Genomic DNA, 15,629 nt, shown 5'->3' with positions numbered 1-15,629 from the left:
TCGATGGGCCTGTGCCGTCAAGGGGTCGCCGCGACCTCGACCCGGTTCCGGCCCGTTTCTTTCGCCCGGTACAGGGCCTTGTCCGCACGATGGAGCAGCGTGGCGAAGTCGGCGTCATGGGGGTCGAGCGCCGCCACGCCGAGGCTGATGGTGACGCGCAGCCCGGGCGCGAGGTCATCGAGGTCGAGACCCTCGACGCCGCCACGGATCCGCTCGGCGACCTGCACCGCCGCGTCCAGTGATGTCTCGGGGAGCAAGCCGGCGAACTCCTCGCCGCCGATGCGGCCGATCAGGTCGCGCTGCCGCAGCGTGCGTTCGCATTCCTTGGCGATGCGGGCGAGCACCGCGTCGCCGGTCGCGTGGCCGTACGCGTCGTTGATCCGCTTGAAGTGATCGATGTCGAGAGCGAGGACGGTGAGTGTCTTCATTCGCCTCCGCGAATCGAGGAACGCCCGCTGTCCCTCGTAAAGCAGCGCCCGGCGATTGGGTGCGCCGGTGAGCGCATCGGTCTCGGAGAGGACCTTCAGGTGGCGCGCCCGCCACAGTTGGCGCATGGTGATCCCGAACAAGAGCAACACCAGAGCCACACCGAGGGCGATGGCGACGTTCTGCCATTGCCTCAAGCGGTCGAGCGACTCGATTTCCTGCCGCCGTAGGCGTTCCTTCGCACGGAGATCGGCATTCTCGAAATCGCGTCGTCGCGATTCAAAGCGTTCCCGGAGGAACTCCGTGCGCTGCTCCGCGCGCTCGGCATTCTCGCGCTTGAAGACCTCGAGGTACTCGCGGAGGTCGCTCAGGGCATCGTCCGGACGACCCAGGCCCTGTAGCACCGCCGCGCGCGGTTCCAGCGCCATGGCGAGATAGCGGTCGTTGCCCTCGGACCGCCAAATCGTGATCGCCGAATCCAGCATTGTCAGGGCCTCTCGCTGGCGACCCAGTGCGGCGAGTGCCTGGCCGCGAACGAGCGATATCATGGCGTCCTCGCCAGGGGTCCCCGCCTCTGCGAAATCCGCTTCGGCGCGCTCCAGCGTCCGCAGAGCAGCGCGTGGGCGCTTGTCAACGGCATCCGTGCTGGCGAGGCCCAGTCGAGCGTAAGCGCAGTCAATCGGGCTATTGTGGGTAGTGCAGAGCGCGATGGCGGCGTTGAAGGATTGCCGAGCGTTCTCGTAGCGTTTCGTATCTTCATACAAATAGCCCAACTGCAGCAGCACAGCGATGCGGTGAACCCATTGTCCGTCCATCGCGGTGTTCTGGAGGGACTGCATGAGCAGTTGCTCCGCGAGTTCCAGATCGCCCATCCGCCGGTAAGCAATCCCCACGAACTGCATGTTCAGGGCGCGCATGAACGCATCGCCGTGCTTCTGCAGTGCATCGTCGGCTTCAAGTGCATCGAGCAGTGCTCTCGCGTACTGCCCATCCAGCGAGTGCGCGCCGCTTCGATTGATGAGCAATTGGATCAGGAGCTTCGGATGTTCGGCGCGTCGCGCCGAGTCCACTGCCGCGTCGAAACTCGCTATCGCGGGTCCCAGTGGCCCCGATTCGGGCATGTGGATGGCGCGGCAGGCGTGCGCGAGCGACCGTGCGATCGCGTCGCCTTCGTCCCCCGATTCCATGGCTATGAGAAGGTCGGCACGCGCCAGACTCTCCTCGGCCGTGCCGTCGATGGCATGGCACGCAAGCGCTTCGAGCCGCCGCCGCCGAACAACGTCTCCACGCGGGAGCAGGGCTTCAAGCGACGGTCTTAGGATTGCTTCGTCGTTACGGGTGGGTGTCAGGCCTTCCAGCAAGAAGCGGTCGAACGCTTCGTCGAAGGCGGCCGGCGAGGGTTGCGCTTCCGCCACCTCCGCAGCGACCGCGCCGGCAGGCGGGAAGGCGGCGGCGATGAGTACCAACGCCGAAAAGAATACGTCGTAGCCGTAACGTCTCGACGCTGCTTTTTTCACTACTCCCCCGCTGAATCAGGGCCGACCGTCGAAGAGTTGCGCCCGAGGCTGCCTCAGGCCGCCTCGGCTTCCACGATCCGCGGACCATGCAACAAGGCCTGCCTCACGGCGTCGATGATCAGGTCGGCCTCGTCGCTGCCGATCCCGAACACCGGGGTAAAGCGCAGCGAATTCACGCCACCGTGGATCACGTTGACGCCCTTCTCGCGGATGTATTCCTCGGTGCTTCCGGTGCCGTAGCACTTGAAGTGCGTGGCGATCTCACAGGAGAACAGCAGGCCCGTGCCCTGCACCTTGGTGATCGTGCCGTGGGGCAGTTCGGCCTTCAGGGCTTCGAGTTTGGCGAGGAACTCGGCGCCGCGGGCGCGGATGTTGGCGCGCAGCTCCGGCGTGAGCAGGCCGAGCGTCGCGGCGGCGGTGTCCATCGCGCGCGGGTTCGCGGTCATCGTGTTGCCGTAGGTGCCGCGGCGGTAGAGGCCGGCGGCGCGCTCGGAGACGGCGAGGATCGACATCGGGAACTGCGCCGCGTTGAGCGCCTTCGAGTAGGTCTCCATGTCCGGCGCCTCGAGGCCTTCGAAGCCCGGGTAGTCGACGATCGAGAGCACGCCATGGGCGCGGATACCCGCCTGGATGCTGTCCACCAGCAGCAGGGTGCCGTGTTCCTTGGTCAGGCGGCGGGCCTCGGCGTAGAAGGCCGGCGGCAGCGCGCGGCCCGGGTCGCCTTCGCCCATCACCGGCTCGATGAACATGGCTTCGAAGTACCAGCCATTGGCCTCGGCATCGGCGAAAGCCTGGCGCAGCGCGTCGATCGAGTAGGGCTCGATGGTGATCAGCTGGTCGGCGTGGTGCTTGTGGCTGGCGAGGTGCTGGGCGTAGGTCTTGCGGCTGGAATCCGAGTACAGCGCCGGCAGCTCGGTGCGGCCGTGGAAGGCGCCCTTCACCGCGAGGCGCTTCACGCGCTTGCCGGCGTGGCGGCCGCCCGCGTCGGTGTGGATCTTCGTATTGACGTCAGCAATCCGGCCGGCGAGCGACACCGACTCCGAGCCCGAGTTCAGGGCGAGGAACTTGGTGTAGGGGCAGCCGCCGCGCGTGTGGCCGATCTCCGCGCGCAGGGCGCGGTCAAGGCGCAGGTGCGAGAGCGACGGCGTCATGATGTTCGCCATCACCTGCGGCTTGGCCATGGCCGACAGCACGGCGAAGGGCGTGTGGCCGAAGCCGAGCATGCCGTAGCCGCCGCAGTCGTAGACCACCGCACCCTTGAGCGTGACCACCCACGGGCCGCGCGCGGCGATGGCGATGTACGGGTTCACCGCGTCGTCCGGGTAGAAGTTCAGGAAGCCGGCCTGGGCGATGCGCATCTGCTCGGCTTCGTCGAGTTCCAGCAGCTCGGGGAACTCGGCCTTGATGGCCTCGAAGGCTTCGAGCGCCGCATCGATCGCGGCGTCGAGCTGCGGGTGCGTGGCGCCGAAGCGCTCGAGCACGTCGTCGGCGAGGCCGGTGGTGCGGACGTGGCCGGCGTGGGCGCGAAGCGGATGAAGGCGGGCGGCGAGGCTCATGGAAACTCCGGTCGGTGAAAAGAAAACAGCGCCGCGGCGGTGCGAGGCGCTGTTTTTCTCTTTGGGAACAACAACTTGGGCCCGATCCTAGCACCGGGCCGGAATGCCCGTAACCCCCGGTGTTTCAAACGCCTGTCACAGGCTCCGCGGTGGTCGCCGTCTCGGTGGCGACGTCCTCGTCGGGCACGAACTTCAGCACGTTGCCGTTGATGCAGTAGCGCTTGCCCGTCGGCGGCGGACCGTCGTGGAACACATGCCCGAGATGGATGCCCGAGCTGGCGCTGCGCACTTCCGTCATCACGCCGGCCAGGCTGAGTTCCCCGTGGTAGGTCACGGCACCGGGCAGCGGCTGGAAGAAGCTGGGCCAGCCGGTGCCGCTCTCGAACTTGGTGTCGGTGCGGAACAACGGCGCCCCGCTGATCGGGTCGACGAAGGTGCCCGGCCGCGTTTCATCGAGATGCGAGCCGGTGAACGGCCGCTCGGTGCCGCTATCGAAGGCGATGCGGCGCTGTTCCTCGGTCAGCAGGCGGAAACCGAGCCACTGCCAGAAGCGCGCCTTGTCGCCGTTGTAGCCGGTGTAGCGCGAGACCTCCTTGCCGTTCTCGAAGAGGACGATGGTGGGCGTGGCGAACAGCGGCTTCTCAAGCGTCCAGCCCTCGGGTTCGCGGGGGTCGAGCGTGTGCACGATTGCCACCGGCGATTGCCAGCCATCGCTGACTTCCGCGCGGAACTTCGCGCAGAAGGCGCAGTCGGCGGCCTCGAAAACGACCAGCTGGCGCGTGGCGTCGAGGTCGGCGCCGACGAGGCGCGCGGGCCGTGCCGCCGTGGCCTCGGGCGAGGCGTTCGCCGGAGCGCTGGCGGCCGTTGGGCCGCTGGAAGTCGGCACCGTACCGCCGAGCTTCGCCAGCGCGTCGGCCGGAAACTTCACCCCCGTGCCACCAAGACCGCAGTAGCCGTCCGGGTTCTTCACCAGGTAGTCCTGGTGGTAGTCCTCCGCGGCGATGTAGCGCGTGAGCGGCTGGATCTCCGTGGTGATGGCGCCATAGCCCTCGGCCGCCAGCGCCGTCTGGAACGCCGTCTTCGTGGCCTGCGCGATCCGCAACTGCGTGTCGCCATGGGTGTAGATCGCGCTGCGGTAGTTGCTGCCGATGTCGTTGCCCTGGCGGTCGCCCTGCGTGGGGTCGTGGTTCTCCCAGAAGCCGGCGAGCACGGCGCCGAGGTTGGTGGCGCGCGTGTCGAACACCACCTTGACCACTTCGGCGTGATTGCGCTTCTCGGTGAGCCCGAGCTTCCGCGCGCGTTCGGTGTTCAGCACGTCACTGTACGTTCCAGGCACCTCGCCGTTGGCATAGCCGCTTTCCACGTCGATCACGCCCGGCAGCGCGCCCATGCGGCGTTCCGCGCCCCAGAAGCAGCCCATGCCGAGCACCACGGCGTCGAGATGCTCGCGGGGAACGTCCGGCTTCGGCGCCACGACGGTGGCGAGCGCGGGCGTCACCGGGGCCTGGCCGCAGGCGGCGAGGGCGCCGGCGAGAAGGGCGGCAAGGGTGAGGCGGGTGGTGGAGGCGGTGTTCATGGTGATCCGGAGCAAGAGGGGCCGAACGTGGATTCGAAAGGCAGGGCGTCCGCGTTACAGCCAGCGGGATGACAGATGTCAGGGCGTTCAGCTGACGCCCGCGACTGCGCGCGCAGCGTGAACGCGGCGAGGCTGTCGTCACGGAGGACCCCATGACTACCCCCACACCATCCCTTGTCGCGCGACTGTCCCGCGTCACCCACCGCTACGGGGCGCTCACCGCTCTGGACGGACTCGATCTCGACATCCACGCCGGTGAAGTGCTCGCGCTGCTCGGCGCGAACGGTGCCGGCAAGACGACCGCGCTCGGCCTGCTTACCGGCTTGCTTCGGCCGCAGGCCGGTCTCGTCGAACTGTGCGGTGGCGACCCCCGATCGGCCGCGTGCCGACGCGGACTGGGCGTGATGCTCCAGGAAGCCCGCTTGCCGGAGACCCTCCGCGTGGGCGAACTGGTGCGGCAGTTCAGTGCGGCTTACACGGATCCCCGTTCCGAAGCGGAAACGCTCGCGCTGGCCGGCCTCGAAGGGCTGGCGGGGCGGCCTTACGGCGCGCTTTCCGGCGGGCAGCAACGCCGCGTGCAGTTCGCCTTGGCCATCTGCGGGCGGCCGCGCATCGTGCTCGTCGATGAGCCCACCACTGGCCTCGATGTCGAAGCGCGCCGCGCTTTCTGGGCCGTGCTGCGGGGGTTGCGCCTGGAAGGGGCGGCGCTGGTGCTGACCACCCACTACCTGGAAGAGGCCGACGCGCTGGCGGATCGCGTGGTCGTGATGCGCGCCGGTCGCGCGGTGGCCGAGGGCACGCCCATGCAGCTCAAGGCACGCAGCGGCGGCACCCGCGTTCGATGCCGCAGCGCGCTCGGCATCGACGATGTGCGGACGCTGCCCGGCGTGCGCGAGGCCCATCAGGAAGGCGATCGGCTCGTCCTCCGCTGCAGCGACGCCGATGCGGTGATCCGCGAGCTGCTGCGTCGCGATCCCGCGCTGGCCGAGCTGCAGGTGGTGCCCGCCAGCCTCGAGGACAGCCTCCTCGAACTCACCCAGGACGAAGGCTGGGGCGCGACGCCCCATCGGAGTGCCGCATGACCTCGCAAGCCACCTCCCTGTTCCGGCTCCAAGCCATCGAGACCGGCCATTCGCTGCTGCAGGTCTGGCGCCTGCCCGCCTTCAGCGTGCCGACGTTGCTGTTCCCGCTGATGTTCTATGCGCTGTTCGGCCTGCTGCTGCCGTCGAAGACCGGCAACGCCGCGCCGGCGCACTACCTGCTTGCCACGTACGGCGCCTTCGCCGTGATCGGGCCGGCACTGTTCGGGTTTGGCGTTGGGTTGGCCCTCGACGAGGAGATGGGCTGGCTGCGCCTGAAGCGCGTATCGCCGATGCCGATGGCGGTGCACTTCATCGCCCGCGTACTCACCAGCATGGTGTTCGCGCTCGCCGTGGTGCTGGCGCTCAGCGCGCTGGCGGCGTTTGCCGGTGGCGTGAGGCTGGAAGCGGGGCGATGGCTGCTGCTGTGGGCCACGCTGACTTTGGGCGCCCTGCCGTTCTGCGCGATGGGCCTGCTGATCGGTTCGCTGGTGCCCGCTCGCGGCGCCGTCGGCGTGGTTAACCTGGTCTACCTGCCGATGTCGGTGCTGTCCGGCCTGTGGTTCCCCATCACGATGTTCCCCGAGGTGATGCAGCGCTTCGCGCTCGTGCTGCCGGCGTTCCATCTCGGCGACCTCGCCCTCACCATCGTCGGCTTGCGCCAGGCGAACGTGCCCTTGGCCCTCGCCGTGCTGCTCGGCTCCGGCGTGCTCTTCCTCGTGCTGGCGCTGGCCGTGCAGCGTCGGCGCGCCCGCTAGACTCGCCGCCATGCGCACCTCATCGCCCGAAGTCACCGCCCGCGATCCCAACGCCGCCGCGCCGACGGCCACGCTCCGCGCCGCCATGGCGGCGGAACCCGGCGACGCCTCGCAGCGCGCGTGGCGGCGGCTCAACCTCGTCTACCTGATCTTCGTCTTCCTGCCCCTCGTCTGGGTCGGTGAGGACCTGCCGCTCGCCGTCGGCCTCACCTTCGCGGCGCTGGCGGTGTTCCTGCCGATCTACTGGAAGAGTTTTCTCTTCGAGGGCCGCATGGGGCTGCTGGCGGCGCTGGCCATGGCGGCCACGGGTTTCGCGCTCACGCCCTGGAACCCCGGGGGCAACACGCTGCTCATCTACGCCTTCGCCTCGCTGGGGTTCTCGCAGCGCTGGCGGGTGGCCGTCGGGGTCGCCGTTGCCCTGTTCGCCGTCTACGCCGGCTGGTTGTGGGTGCTGTCGATGCCGATGCCTTTCCTCGTCGCTCCCGGACTGATCGGCGGCGCCGTGCTGGCCGGCGCGATCCTCGGCAAGCGCGAGATGCAGCGCAACGAGCGCCTGCGGCTGACCCAGGCCGAGGTCGACCGCCTCGCCCGCGTCGCGGAGCGTGAACGCATCGCCCGCGATCTCCACGATCTGCTCGGCCACGCGCTCAGCGTCATCGCGCTGAAGAGCGAGCTGGCCCGCAAGCTGGCCGAGCGCGACGGCTCCGCCGCCGCGACGCACATCGGCGAGGTGGAGCAGGTGGCCCGCGACGCCCTGAAGCAGGTGCGCGAGGCCGTGACCGGCATGCGTTCGGCGGAAATCGCGAACGAACTGGTCAACGCCCGATTGGCCGCGGTGGGCGCGGGCCTCGAGTTCGAGGCGCACGTCGATCCGCTGCCGCCGCTGGAGCCCGCGCAGGAGAACGCGCTGGCCATGGGCCTGCGCGAGGCCCTCACCAACGTGCTCCGGCACGCGAAGGCCCGGCGGGTGCAGGTCCAGATCGGCCGACAGGGCCGCGCGGTGCAGCTCGAGGTGCAGGACGACGGTGCGGGTAGCGTGGCCGCGCCCGGCAATGGGCTCTCGGGCATGCGTGAGCGCGTCGAGGCCCTGGGCGGACAGCTCATGGTCGACAGCGCCGCAGGGGTCGGCACGCGGCTGCGCCTGCTGTTGCCGCTGGACGGGCCGGGCCGTCGAAGCTAGCGTCGCGGGATGATCCGCATCGTCCTCGCCGAAGACCAGGCCCTGCTGCGCGGCGCCTTGGCCGGCCTGCTCGCCCTTGAATCCGATATCGACGTCGTCGCCGAAGCCGGCGACGGCGACAGCGCTTGGAAGGCCGTGCAGCAGCACCAGCCCGACCTGCTGCTCACCGACATCGAGATGCCCGGCCTGACCGGCCTCGACCTTGCCGCCAAGGTGCAGGAGGCGAAGCTCGCCACCCGTGTCGTCATCGTCACCACCTTCGCCCGCGGCGGCTACCTGCGTCGGGCGCTTGATGCCGGCGTGCGCGGCTATCTGCTGAAGGATGCGCCGGTCGAGAAACTGGCGCAGGCACTGCGCGACGTCCATCGCGGCGGCCGCGCCATCGCGCCCGAGCTCGCCGTCGACGCCTGGCGCGAAGAGGCGGATCCCCTCACCGATCGCGAACGCGCCGTGCTGCGCCTGGCGGGCGAAGGGCTGAGTTCGCAGGACATCGCCGAGAAGCTGCACCTCTCGAACGGCACGGTGCGCAACTACCTCAGTGAGGCGATCGGCAAGCTCGGCGCCGCGAACCGCGTCGAAGCGCACCGCCTCGCGCGGCAGAAGGGCTGGCTGTAGCGCCCACGACGCGCGCTGCGCTGGGGTTCAGCGCGGGAACACCACCACGTGGGCGAGGTCGGGGCGCACCGGGACGCGCTCGCCGATGGCGAAGCGGCGGTGGCTGGGCGCGAGAGCGCTGAGCTCGGTGCCGTCGTCGAGGCGCAGGCGATGGAGCGAGTCCGCACCGTGGAAGGTGATGTCGACGACCACGGCGGGCGTTTCGCCTTCGCCGACGAGGACATCGTCCGGACGCAGAAGCAGCAGGCCCTCGCGGCCAGCATCGACGGGCAGGGCATCAGCGGCGCGCGGCACGGCCAGCGGGCCGAACGGAGAGTCCACGCGATCGGCATCGAGCCAGCGCACCGGCAAAAGGCGGCCGTCGCCGACGAAACGCGCCACCTCGGCGCTGGCGGGGCGGTGGTAGAGCTCGTAGCCCGGCGACCATTGCGCCAGCCGGCCATCGAGCATCACGCCCACCGTATCGGCGAAGGCGAAGGCTTCGTCCTGGTCGTGCGTGACGAGCAGTGCCGCCGTGCCTTCCGACTTCAGGAGCGCCCGGAGTTCATCGCGCAGCTTTGGCCGCAGGTCGGCATCGAGGCTGGAGAGCGGCTCGTCGAGCAGCAGCAGATCCGGCTTCGGGGCCAGCGAGCGGGCCAGGGCCACGCGCTGCTGTTGCCCGCCGGAGAGTTCATGGGGACGACGTGCGCCGAGGCCATCGAGGCCGGTGCGCGCCAGCAGGTCGGCCACGCGGGCCTCCCGTTCGGCCTTGGGCCAGGCCGAGAGGCCGAAGCCGACGTTGCCCGCCACGTCGAGGTGCGGGAACAGCGCGAGGTCCTGGAACACGAAGCCGACGCCGCGCTTCTCCGGCTTGAGGCCGGCGGCGTCGGTGCCGCGCAGGCGCACCACGCCCGCTTCGGCTGCGTGCAGGCCGGCGATGACGCGCAGCAGGGTGGTCTTGCCGGTGCCCGAGGGCCCGAGGAGCGCGGCGATGCCGCCGCGCGCCAGTTCGAACGACACGCCCCCGAAAACGCGCCGGCCGCCGTGGGCGGCGGCCAGCGATTCGATCGAGAGCAGGGGTTCCGCCATCAGCGCATCTGGCTGGCGACGAAGTCCCAGTTGACGAGGTTCCAGAAGGCCTCGACGTACTTGGCGCGGGCGTTGCGGTAGTCGACGTAGTAGGCGTGTTCCCACACGTCGCAGGTCAGCAGCGCGGTGTCGTTGCCCGTCAGCGGGGTGGCCGCGTTCGACGTGGAGACCAGGGCCAGCGTGCCGTCCGGACGCTGCACCAGCCAAGCCCAACCCGAGCCGAAGGTGGTCAGGGCGGTCTGCGTGAACTGCTCCTTGAAGGCCGCGAACGAGCCGAAGGCCGCGTTGATGGCCTCGGCCAGCTTGCCCTTGGGCTCGCCACCACCGGCAGGCTTCAGGCAGTTCCAGTAGAAGGTGTGGTTCCACACCTGCGCGGCGTTGTTGAACATGCCGCCCTGCGACTTGCGGATGATGGCCTCGAGGTCGAGGGCTTCGAACTCCGTGCCGGCGATCTGCTTGTTGAGGTTGTCCACGTAGGTCTGGTGGTGCTTGCCGTAGTGGAAGTCGATCGTCTCGGCCGAGATGTGCGGGGCGAGGGCGTCGCGGGCGTAGGGCAGGGCGGGCAGGGTGATGGCCATGGGGCTCTCCGTGGGGATGGCGAACGGACAACGCGACGGTGGGACCGCCGCAAGGGCTAGAATTGTAGCCCTGCGGCACCGTCCCACGGTGCCAGCGTCGTGAAACCAGCGAGGAATCCCATGGCGGCGATGGAGCGGATCAAGGCCAAGCTCGAGGCCCATCCGATCGTGCTCTTCATGAAGGGCACGCCCGAGGTGCCGATGTGCGGCTATTCGAAGCGCGCCGTCGATGCCTTGCGCGCGGCGGGCGCCACGCGCCTGCACACCGTCAACGTCATGGCCGATCCCGAGATCCGGGCCAACCTGCCGCGCTATGCCGACTGGCCGACCTTCCCGCAGCTGTTCGTGCAGGGCGAGCTGATCGGTGGTGCCGACATCGTGGCCGAGCTGGCCGAGGCCGGCGAGCTGGCACGCATCGTTGCCGAGGCCGAGGCCGCATGAGCGAGTTCGTCGCCTTCCCGACCGTGGCTCCGCGCCCCCTTAAGGACCGCGTGATCCTCGTCACCGGCGCCCACGGCGGCCTTGGCGCGGAAGCCGCGAAGGCCTGCGCACAGGCCGGCGCGACCGTGGTGCTGCTGGGCCGCAAGGTGCCGAAGCTCGGCCGGGTGTACGACGCGATCAAGGCGATCGGCCCCGAGCCCGCGCTGTATCCGATGGACCTCGCCGGCGCCGACCCTTCCGATTTCGAGACCCTCGCCGACACGATCGCCCGCGAACTCGGCTGCCTCGACGGGGTGCTGCACTGCGCCGCCGATTTCGCGGGCCTCACGCCGCTGGAAAACACGCTGCCGGAGCAGTTCGCCCGCCAGGTGCAGGTCAACCTCAACGCCCGCTGGTTCCTCACCCAGGCCTGCCTGCCGCTGTTGCGGAAGTCCCCCGATGCCGCGGTGGTCTTCGTGCTCGACGACCCGGCCCGCGTGCTGCGGCCTTATTGGGGGGCTTACGGCCTCACCCAGCTGGCGGGCGAGGGCCTCGTGCGGATGCTCCACGCCGAGACGGACACCACCACCGTGCGCGTCAGCGGCCTGCGCCCCGGCCCGATGAAGACGCCGCTGCGCAGCCGCGCCTTCGTCGACGAGGCCATGCTCCGTGTCCCCGGGCCCGAGGCCTACGCCGACGCCTGCGTGATGCTGCTTTCCGCGGACGGCGCCGCGCATCGCGGCAGCGTCCACGCGCCCACCGCCGCCGCGTCGGCCACCGCCTGAGACCGCCATGCAGGATTCCAGCCTCCTCGCCGCCGCCATCCTGCTGTTCCTGATCCTCGACCCGCTGGGCAACGTTCCGGTCTTCCTGAGCCTGCTGAAGCCGGTGCCCGAGCACCGCCGGCGCCGGGTGCTGGCCCGCGAGCTGGTGATCGCTCTCGGGGTGCTGTTCCTGTTCCTGTTCTGCGGCCGCTACATCCTCGAGTTCATCAGTCTGCGGCAGGAGTCGGTGAGCATCGCCGGCGGCATCATCCTGTTCCTGATCGGCCTGAAGATGATCTTCCCGGCCCCGGAGGGCATCTTCGGCGACACCCCGGAAGGCGAGCCCTTCATCGTCCCGATGGCCGTGCCCCTGGTGGCTGGCCCCTCGGGCATGGCGGCGGTGATGCTGATGGGCTCCAAGGAGCCGGACCGCCTGCTCGACTGGAGCCTGGCCCTGCTGATCGCCTGGGCGGCCACGGCGGCCATCCTGTTCTCCGCCACCAAGCTCTACCGCCTGCTCGGGCCCCGGGCCCTGACGGCCCTCGAGCGACTGATGGGCATGGTGCTGGTGGCCATTTCCGTCCAGATGACCCTCGATGGGATCGCCGCCTATCTGGGCCGAGGGTGAGTCTCGGCGTGACATGAGATGACTGTCATCTTCATGTCATCTGGCGTGCCTACGCTGTTAAACTGTCGTTAGGCTGTCATCGCCCATTCGAAGCCCGTCAGCAGCCGACGGCGGCCACAGCGAAGTCCTTCGCCGCATCGCGGCGGAACTCGTCATCCGGGGCGGCACGAGCCGCCCTCGTCTGTCTCCGCAAGAAAAACCAGAGCAGGTCCACACATGAATTATCGCAGCAAGGTGCGCTACTCGAAGCTCGCGCTCGGCCTGGCCATCGCCCTCGCCTCGGCGCCGGCCATGGCGCAGAACACCACCGCCAACATCGGTGGCCGCGTCACGGCGGCGAACGAAGCCGTCGTCGCCGGAGCCCAGGTCACGATCACGCACGTGCCGACGGGCACCGTTTCGCAGGCCACGACGGATGCCAACGGCCGCTATGCCGCCCGTGGTCTCCGCGTTGGTGGCCCGTACCTCGTCGCCATCACGAAGGACGGGCAGACCGAGACGGTCGAGAATGTGTTCCTGCAGCTCGCCGAGACCACGCAGGTCAACGCCGAGATCGGCCAGGCCGAGGCCACGCTCGACACCGTCGAAGTGACCGCCGACAACTTCGGTGTGACGCCCTTCAGCTCGGAGGCCATGGGTGCCGGCACGATCGTGACCCGCCAGGTCATCGACCAGTTGCCCTCGACCTCCCGCAATATCCAGGACTACATCCGTCTCGACCCACGTATCGCGCAGACCAGCAAGTCTGACGGCTCGATCTCCGTCGGTGGCCAGAACACCCGCTACAACCTGATCAAGATCGACGGCGTCGGTGCCAGCGATCCGTTCGGCCTCGAGGCGAACAATCTGCCCACCGAGCGTCAGCCGGTCTCCCTCGACGCAATCGAGGAAATCAATATCGATGTCGCGAACTACGACGTGACGATCGCTGGAGGTACGGGTGCGGTCATCAATGCCGTGACCAAGTCGGGCACCAACGAGTTCGGCGGTACCGTTTACTACACGATGCGCGACGGCAACTGGGTCGGCGAGGACCAGACCGGTCGTGACTTCACTGGCTTCAACGAGGAAGAAACCTACGGCTTCACCTTCGGCGGCCCCATCCTCAAGGATCGCCTGTTCTTCTTTGCCAACTACGAGAAGTTCGAGCGCGGCGCCCAGGGTGCGGCTCTCTCGGGCACGCCCTTCGGACGCGGCCTGATCACTGCCGCGGATATCCAGCAGATCACCCAGATTGCCCAGCGCTACGGCTTCAATGCCGGTGGCCTGGAGGGCTCGGCGACGAGCACGACGGAGATCGAGGAAAAGGGCATCAAGATCGACTGGAACATCAGCGATTCGCATCGCGCCGCCATCCGCTACAACGAGATGGAGCAGACCGTGCCGCGCTTCCCCGGGATCGCCGCAGGTACCGTCTCGCTCAGTTCGTACTGGTACGACCAGCCGAAGACGTTCGAGAGCCTCGTTGGCGAGGTCTTCAGTGACTGGTCCGACGTGCTGTCGACCGAGTTCAAGGTTTCGACGCGCGATTACGACGCCGTGCGCGTGCCGGCGACCAACCTCCCCAGCATCCGCGTCAACGTCGGCAACAATGGCGTGTTCCTCGGAACCGAGCAGAATACGCACGTCAACCGCATCGCTACGGAGCAGTTCTCGGCCTTCGGCGCGGCGAACCTGTTCCTCGGCGACCACACGCTGAAGTTTGGTTTCGACTACGAAGAAAACGACGTCTTCAATTTCTTCGGCCGCAACCTCAACGGCGTCTACACGTTCAACTCGATCGCCGACTTCTCGGCCGGTCGTCCGGCGACCTACCTGCTTCGCACCCCGCGCCCCAACGGTGGCACGCTCGCGGACATCCCGGCCACGTACACGTCCGAGAACCTGGGCCTGTTCGTTCAGGACACCTGGGCGGTGAACTACAACCTCACGTTGAATTTCGGCATCCGCGCCGATCGCCCGGACTTCAGCGAGCAGCGACTCGCCAACGCCCGCATCCAGCAGCTCTACGGGCTGGACAACACCAACACGGTTGACTTCACGCTGATCCAGCCGCGGTTCGGCTTCAACTACACCTTCGACTCGGATCGCCAGACCCAGCTGCGTGGCGGTCTCGGCCTGTTCGCTGGTGCGGCCCCGAACGTGTGGATCGCCGGCGTTTACCAGAACACCGGCCTGAACTTCGTCGAGTACGACCTGCGTGGTACGGCGGCGCCGAACTTCTCGCCGAACGTGCCCCAGCCGAATCCGACCGTCGGCCCGTCGGCGGCTCGCCAGAACGTCGACATCCTGGCCCCGGACTTCGAGCTGCCGTCGGTGTGGAAAGCCAACCTGGCCCTCGACCACGAACTCCCGTGGTGGGGGGTGATCGCCTCGGCCGAGCTGGTTCTGACCAGTGTCGAGAGCGGTATCTTCATCCAGCGCCTCGACACCGGCGCGCCGACCGTGGCCGGCCAGGACGGCCGAATGATCTATTGGAACGCAGCGGGTCGTAACCGCGCCAACGCCAATCCGGTTACTGGCATTCAGAACGGCACGGGTGGTGCCTCGAACCGTGCAAACCGTCCGTCCGACATCGGCGATGTGCTGCTGGTCCGCAATACCGACAAGGGCCAGAGCAAGCAGCTCACCCTGAGCCTGCAGCGTCCGATGGAAGACTCGTGGGCATGGAGCTTCGGCTACACCTTCACCGACGCGCAGGAAGTCAGCCCGCTGACCAGCTCGATCAACAACTCGAACTGGAACAACCAGATCAACTTCCAGCACAGCGAGGAAGTCGCTCAGAACTCGCGTTACGCGATCCGTGATCGTCTCACCGGCACGCTGACCTATCAGAGGGCGTTCTTCGGAGACAACCGCACCACGATCTCGATGTTCTACGAGGGTCGCTCGGGCCGTCCGTTCAGCTACATCTATTTCAATGACGTCAATGGCGACGGCGCGAACACGAACGACCTGTTCTACGTGCCGGCCGGCCCGGGTGACGTGATCTTCACCGGCGGCGCCGCGATGGAGACTGCATTCTTCGAGTGGCTGGCCCAGAACCCCGAACTGGCCGCCTACCGTGGGCGAGTCACTGATGCGAACGCATTCCGTGCGGGTTGGGTCAACAACTTCGACCTCCGGATCTCGCAGGAAATCCCGGCCTTCTTCGATGGCCACAAGGCCGAGATCTCGCTCGACATCATGAACGTCGGCAACCTGATCAATAAGGATTGGGGTGTGATCGAGGACTACGGGTTCTTTGCCACGCGTCGTGTCGTGAACTACGCGGGTATCGAGAACGGCCGCTACGTCTACACCTTCAACCCTGCCTCGGTGGATCGTCCGCAGGTGCAGGAGGTGCGCGGCGACGACGGCTTCAACACCGGTGTCTCGCGTTGGTCGGCGATGCTGGGCTTCAAGTACAAGTTCTGATCAGCGACCACAGAGCGATACGCAAACGGCCGGGTTTCCCCGGCCGT

Annotated in this window: 13 protein-coding genes; 8 read left to right on the top strand and 5 right to left on the bottom strand. The window is 68.1% G+C overall.

Annotated features, from left to right (window positions below; all coding sequences use genetic code 11):
• Positions 1-17: 17 nt before the first annotated feature.
• The 3 genes from O9255_RS12940 to msrA all read right to left on the bottom strand — a co-directional run bounded on the left by O9255_RS12940 (position 18) and on the right by msrA (position 5,075).
• Positions 18-1,943: a GGDEF domain-containing protein gene (locus O9255_RS12940; RefSeq protein WP_297867285.1), complete on the bottom strand. Its 1,926-nt coding sequence runs from the start codon at positions 1,941-1,943 to the stop codon at positions 18-20.
• Between the two features lie 53 nt (positions 1,944-1,996).
• Positions 1,997-3,499, bottom strand: a complete 1,503-nt coding sequence (locus O9255_RS12935; protein WP_297867284.1) for an aminotransferase class III-fold pyridoxal phosphate-dependent enzyme — start codon at positions 3,497-3,499, stop codon at positions 1,997-1,999.
• Positions 3,500-3,623: 124 nt separating this feature from the next.
• Positions 3,624-5,075 (bottom strand): peptide-methionine (S)-S-oxide reductase MsrA, encoded by a 1,452-nt coding sequence (gene msrA, locus O9255_RS12930; RefSeq protein WP_297867283.1) that lies wholly within the window; start codon positions 5,073-5,075, stop codon positions 3,624-3,626.
• Positions 5,076-5,227: 152 nt separating this feature from the next.
• Between msrA and O9255_RS12925 the strand changes: the two genes are divergently transcribed.
• Genes O9255_RS12925 through O9255_RS12910 form a run of 4 tightly spaced genes read left to right on the top strand, consistent with a single transcriptional unit; the run spans position 5,228 to position 8,707 of the window.
• The gene (locus O9255_RS12925) at positions 5,228-6,157 is read left to right on the top strand and encodes an ABC transporter ATP-binding protein (protein ID WP_297867282.1); all 930 of its coding nucleotides are present in this window, start codon (positions 5,228-5,230) and stop codon (positions 6,155-6,157) included.
• Positions 6,154-6,912: an ABC transporter permease gene (locus O9255_RS12920; RefSeq protein ID WP_297867281.1), complete on the top strand. Its 759-nt coding sequence runs from the start codon at positions 6,154-6,156 to the stop codon at positions 6,910-6,912. The genes O9255_RS12925 and O9255_RS12920 overlap by 4 nt, the downstream gene beginning before the upstream one ends.
• A gap of 10 nt (positions 6,913-6,922) precedes the next feature.
• Positions 6,923-8,092, top strand: coding sequence for a sensor histidine kinase (locus tag O9255_RS12915; RefSeq protein WP_297867280.1), 1,170 nt, complete (start codon positions 6,923-6,925; stop codon positions 8,090-8,092).
• A gap of 9 nt (positions 8,093-8,101) precedes the next feature.
• The gene (locus O9255_RS12910; RefSeq protein ID WP_297867279.1) at positions 8,102-8,707 is read left to right on the top strand and encodes a response regulator transcription factor; all 606 of its coding nucleotides are present in this window, start codon (positions 8,102-8,104) and stop codon (positions 8,705-8,707) included.
• 27 nt (positions 8,708-8,734) lie between these two features.
• On the opposite strand, the gene O9255_RS12905 is transcribed toward O9255_RS12910, so the two are convergent.
• Positions 8,735-9,775, bottom strand: coding sequence for an ABC transporter ATP-binding protein (locus O9255_RS12905; protein WP_297867278.1), 1,041 nt, complete (start codon positions 9,773-9,775; stop codon positions 8,735-8,737).
• On the bottom strand, positions 9,775-10,353 hold the full coding sequence (locus tag O9255_RS12900) for a Fe-Mn family superoxide dismutase (protein ID WP_297867277.1): 579 nt from the start codon (positions 10,351-10,353) through the stop codon (positions 9,775-9,777). Before O9255_RS12900 ends, O9255_RS12905 begins: the two co-directional genes overlap by 1 nt.
• 120 nt (positions 10,354-10,473) lie before the next feature.
• On the opposite strand from O9255_RS12900, the gene grxD reads away from it, so the two are divergent.
• The 4 genes from grxD (at position 10,474) to O9255_RS12880 (ending at position 15,582) form a co-directional block, all read left to right on the top strand.
• Positions 10,474-10,794 carry a Grx4 family monothiol glutaredoxin gene (grxD, locus tag O9255_RS12895; RefSeq protein ID WP_297867276.1) on the top strand — a complete coding sequence of 107 codons (321 nt, stop codon included), beginning with the start codon at positions 10,474-10,476 and terminating at the stop codon, positions 10,792-10,794.
• Positions 10,791-11,558, top strand: a complete 768-nt coding sequence (locus O9255_RS12890) for an SDR family NAD(P)-dependent oxidoreductase (RefSeq protein WP_297867275.1) — start codon at positions 10,791-10,793, stop codon at positions 11,556-11,558. The genes grxD and O9255_RS12890 overlap by 4 nt, the downstream gene beginning before the upstream one ends.
• 7 nt (positions 11,559-11,565) lie before the next feature.
• The gene (locus O9255_RS12885) at positions 11,566-12,165 is read left to right on the top strand and encodes a YhgN family NAAT transporter (RefSeq protein ID WP_297867274.1); all 600 of its coding nucleotides are present in this window, start codon (positions 11,566-11,568) and stop codon (positions 12,163-12,165) included.
• 216 nt (positions 12,166-12,381) lie between these two features.
• The gene (locus tag O9255_RS12880) at positions 12,382-15,582 is read left to right on the top strand and encodes a TonB-dependent receptor (RefSeq protein WP_297867273.1); all 3,201 of its coding nucleotides are present in this window, start codon (positions 12,382-12,384) and stop codon (positions 15,580-15,582) included.
• The last annotated feature ends 47 nt before the right edge of the window (positions 15,583-15,629 follow it).

Source organism: Silanimonas sp. (assembly GCF_027530345.1).
Lineage (GTDB): Bacteria > Pseudomonadota > Gammaproteobacteria > Xanthomonadales > Xanthomonadaceae > Silanimonas.
Note: the sequence above shows the minus strand (reverse complement) of the source record. Positions and strands in the feature narration are given on the sequence as shown.

Coding starts and splice junctions, on each gene's coding strand:
- O9255_RS12885 (WP_297867274.1), top strand. CDS start 11,566: ATGCAGGATTCCAGCCTCCTCGCCGCCGCCATCCTGCTGTTCCTGATC.
- O9255_RS12880 (WP_297867273.1), top strand. CDS start 12,382: ATGAATTATCGCAGCAAGGTGCGCTACTCGAAGCTCGCGCTCGGCCTG.
- O9255_RS12915 (WP_297867280.1), top strand. CDS start 6,923: ATGCGCACCTCATCGCCCGAAGTCACCGCCCGCGATCCCAACGCCGCC.
- O9255_RS12900 (WP_297867277.1), bottom strand. CDS start 10,353: ATGGCCATCACCCTGCCCGCCCTGCCCTACGCCCGCGACGCCCTCGCC.
- O9255_RS12905 (WP_297867278.1), bottom strand. CDS start 9,775: ATGGCGGAACCCCTGCTCTCGATCGAATCGCTGGCCGCCGCCCACGGC.
- msrA (WP_297867283.1), bottom strand. CDS start 5,075: ATGAACACCGCCTCCACCACCCGCCTCACCCTTGCCGCCCTTCTCGCC.
- O9255_RS12890 (WP_297867275.1), top strand. CDS start 10,791: ATGAGCGAGTTCGTCGCCTTCCCGACCGTGGCTCCGCGCCCCCTTAAG.
- O9255_RS12920 (WP_297867281.1), top strand. CDS start 6,154: ATGACCTCGCAAGCCACCTCCCTGTTCCGGCTCCAAGCCATCGAGACC.
- O9255_RS12925 (WP_297867282.1), top strand. CDS start 5,228: ATGACTACCCCCACACCATCCCTTGTCGCGCGACTGTCCCGCGTCACC.
- O9255_RS12935 (WP_297867284.1), bottom strand. CDS start 3,499: ATGAGCCTCGCCGCCCGCCTTCATCCGCTTCGCGCCCACGCCGGCCAC.
- grxD (WP_297867276.1), top strand. CDS start 10,474: ATGGCGGCGATGGAGCGGATCAAGGCCAAGCTCGAGGCCCATCCGATC.
- O9255_RS12910 (WP_297867279.1), top strand. CDS start 8,102: ATGATCCGCATCGTCCTCGCCGAAGACCAGGCCCTGCTGCGCGGCGCC.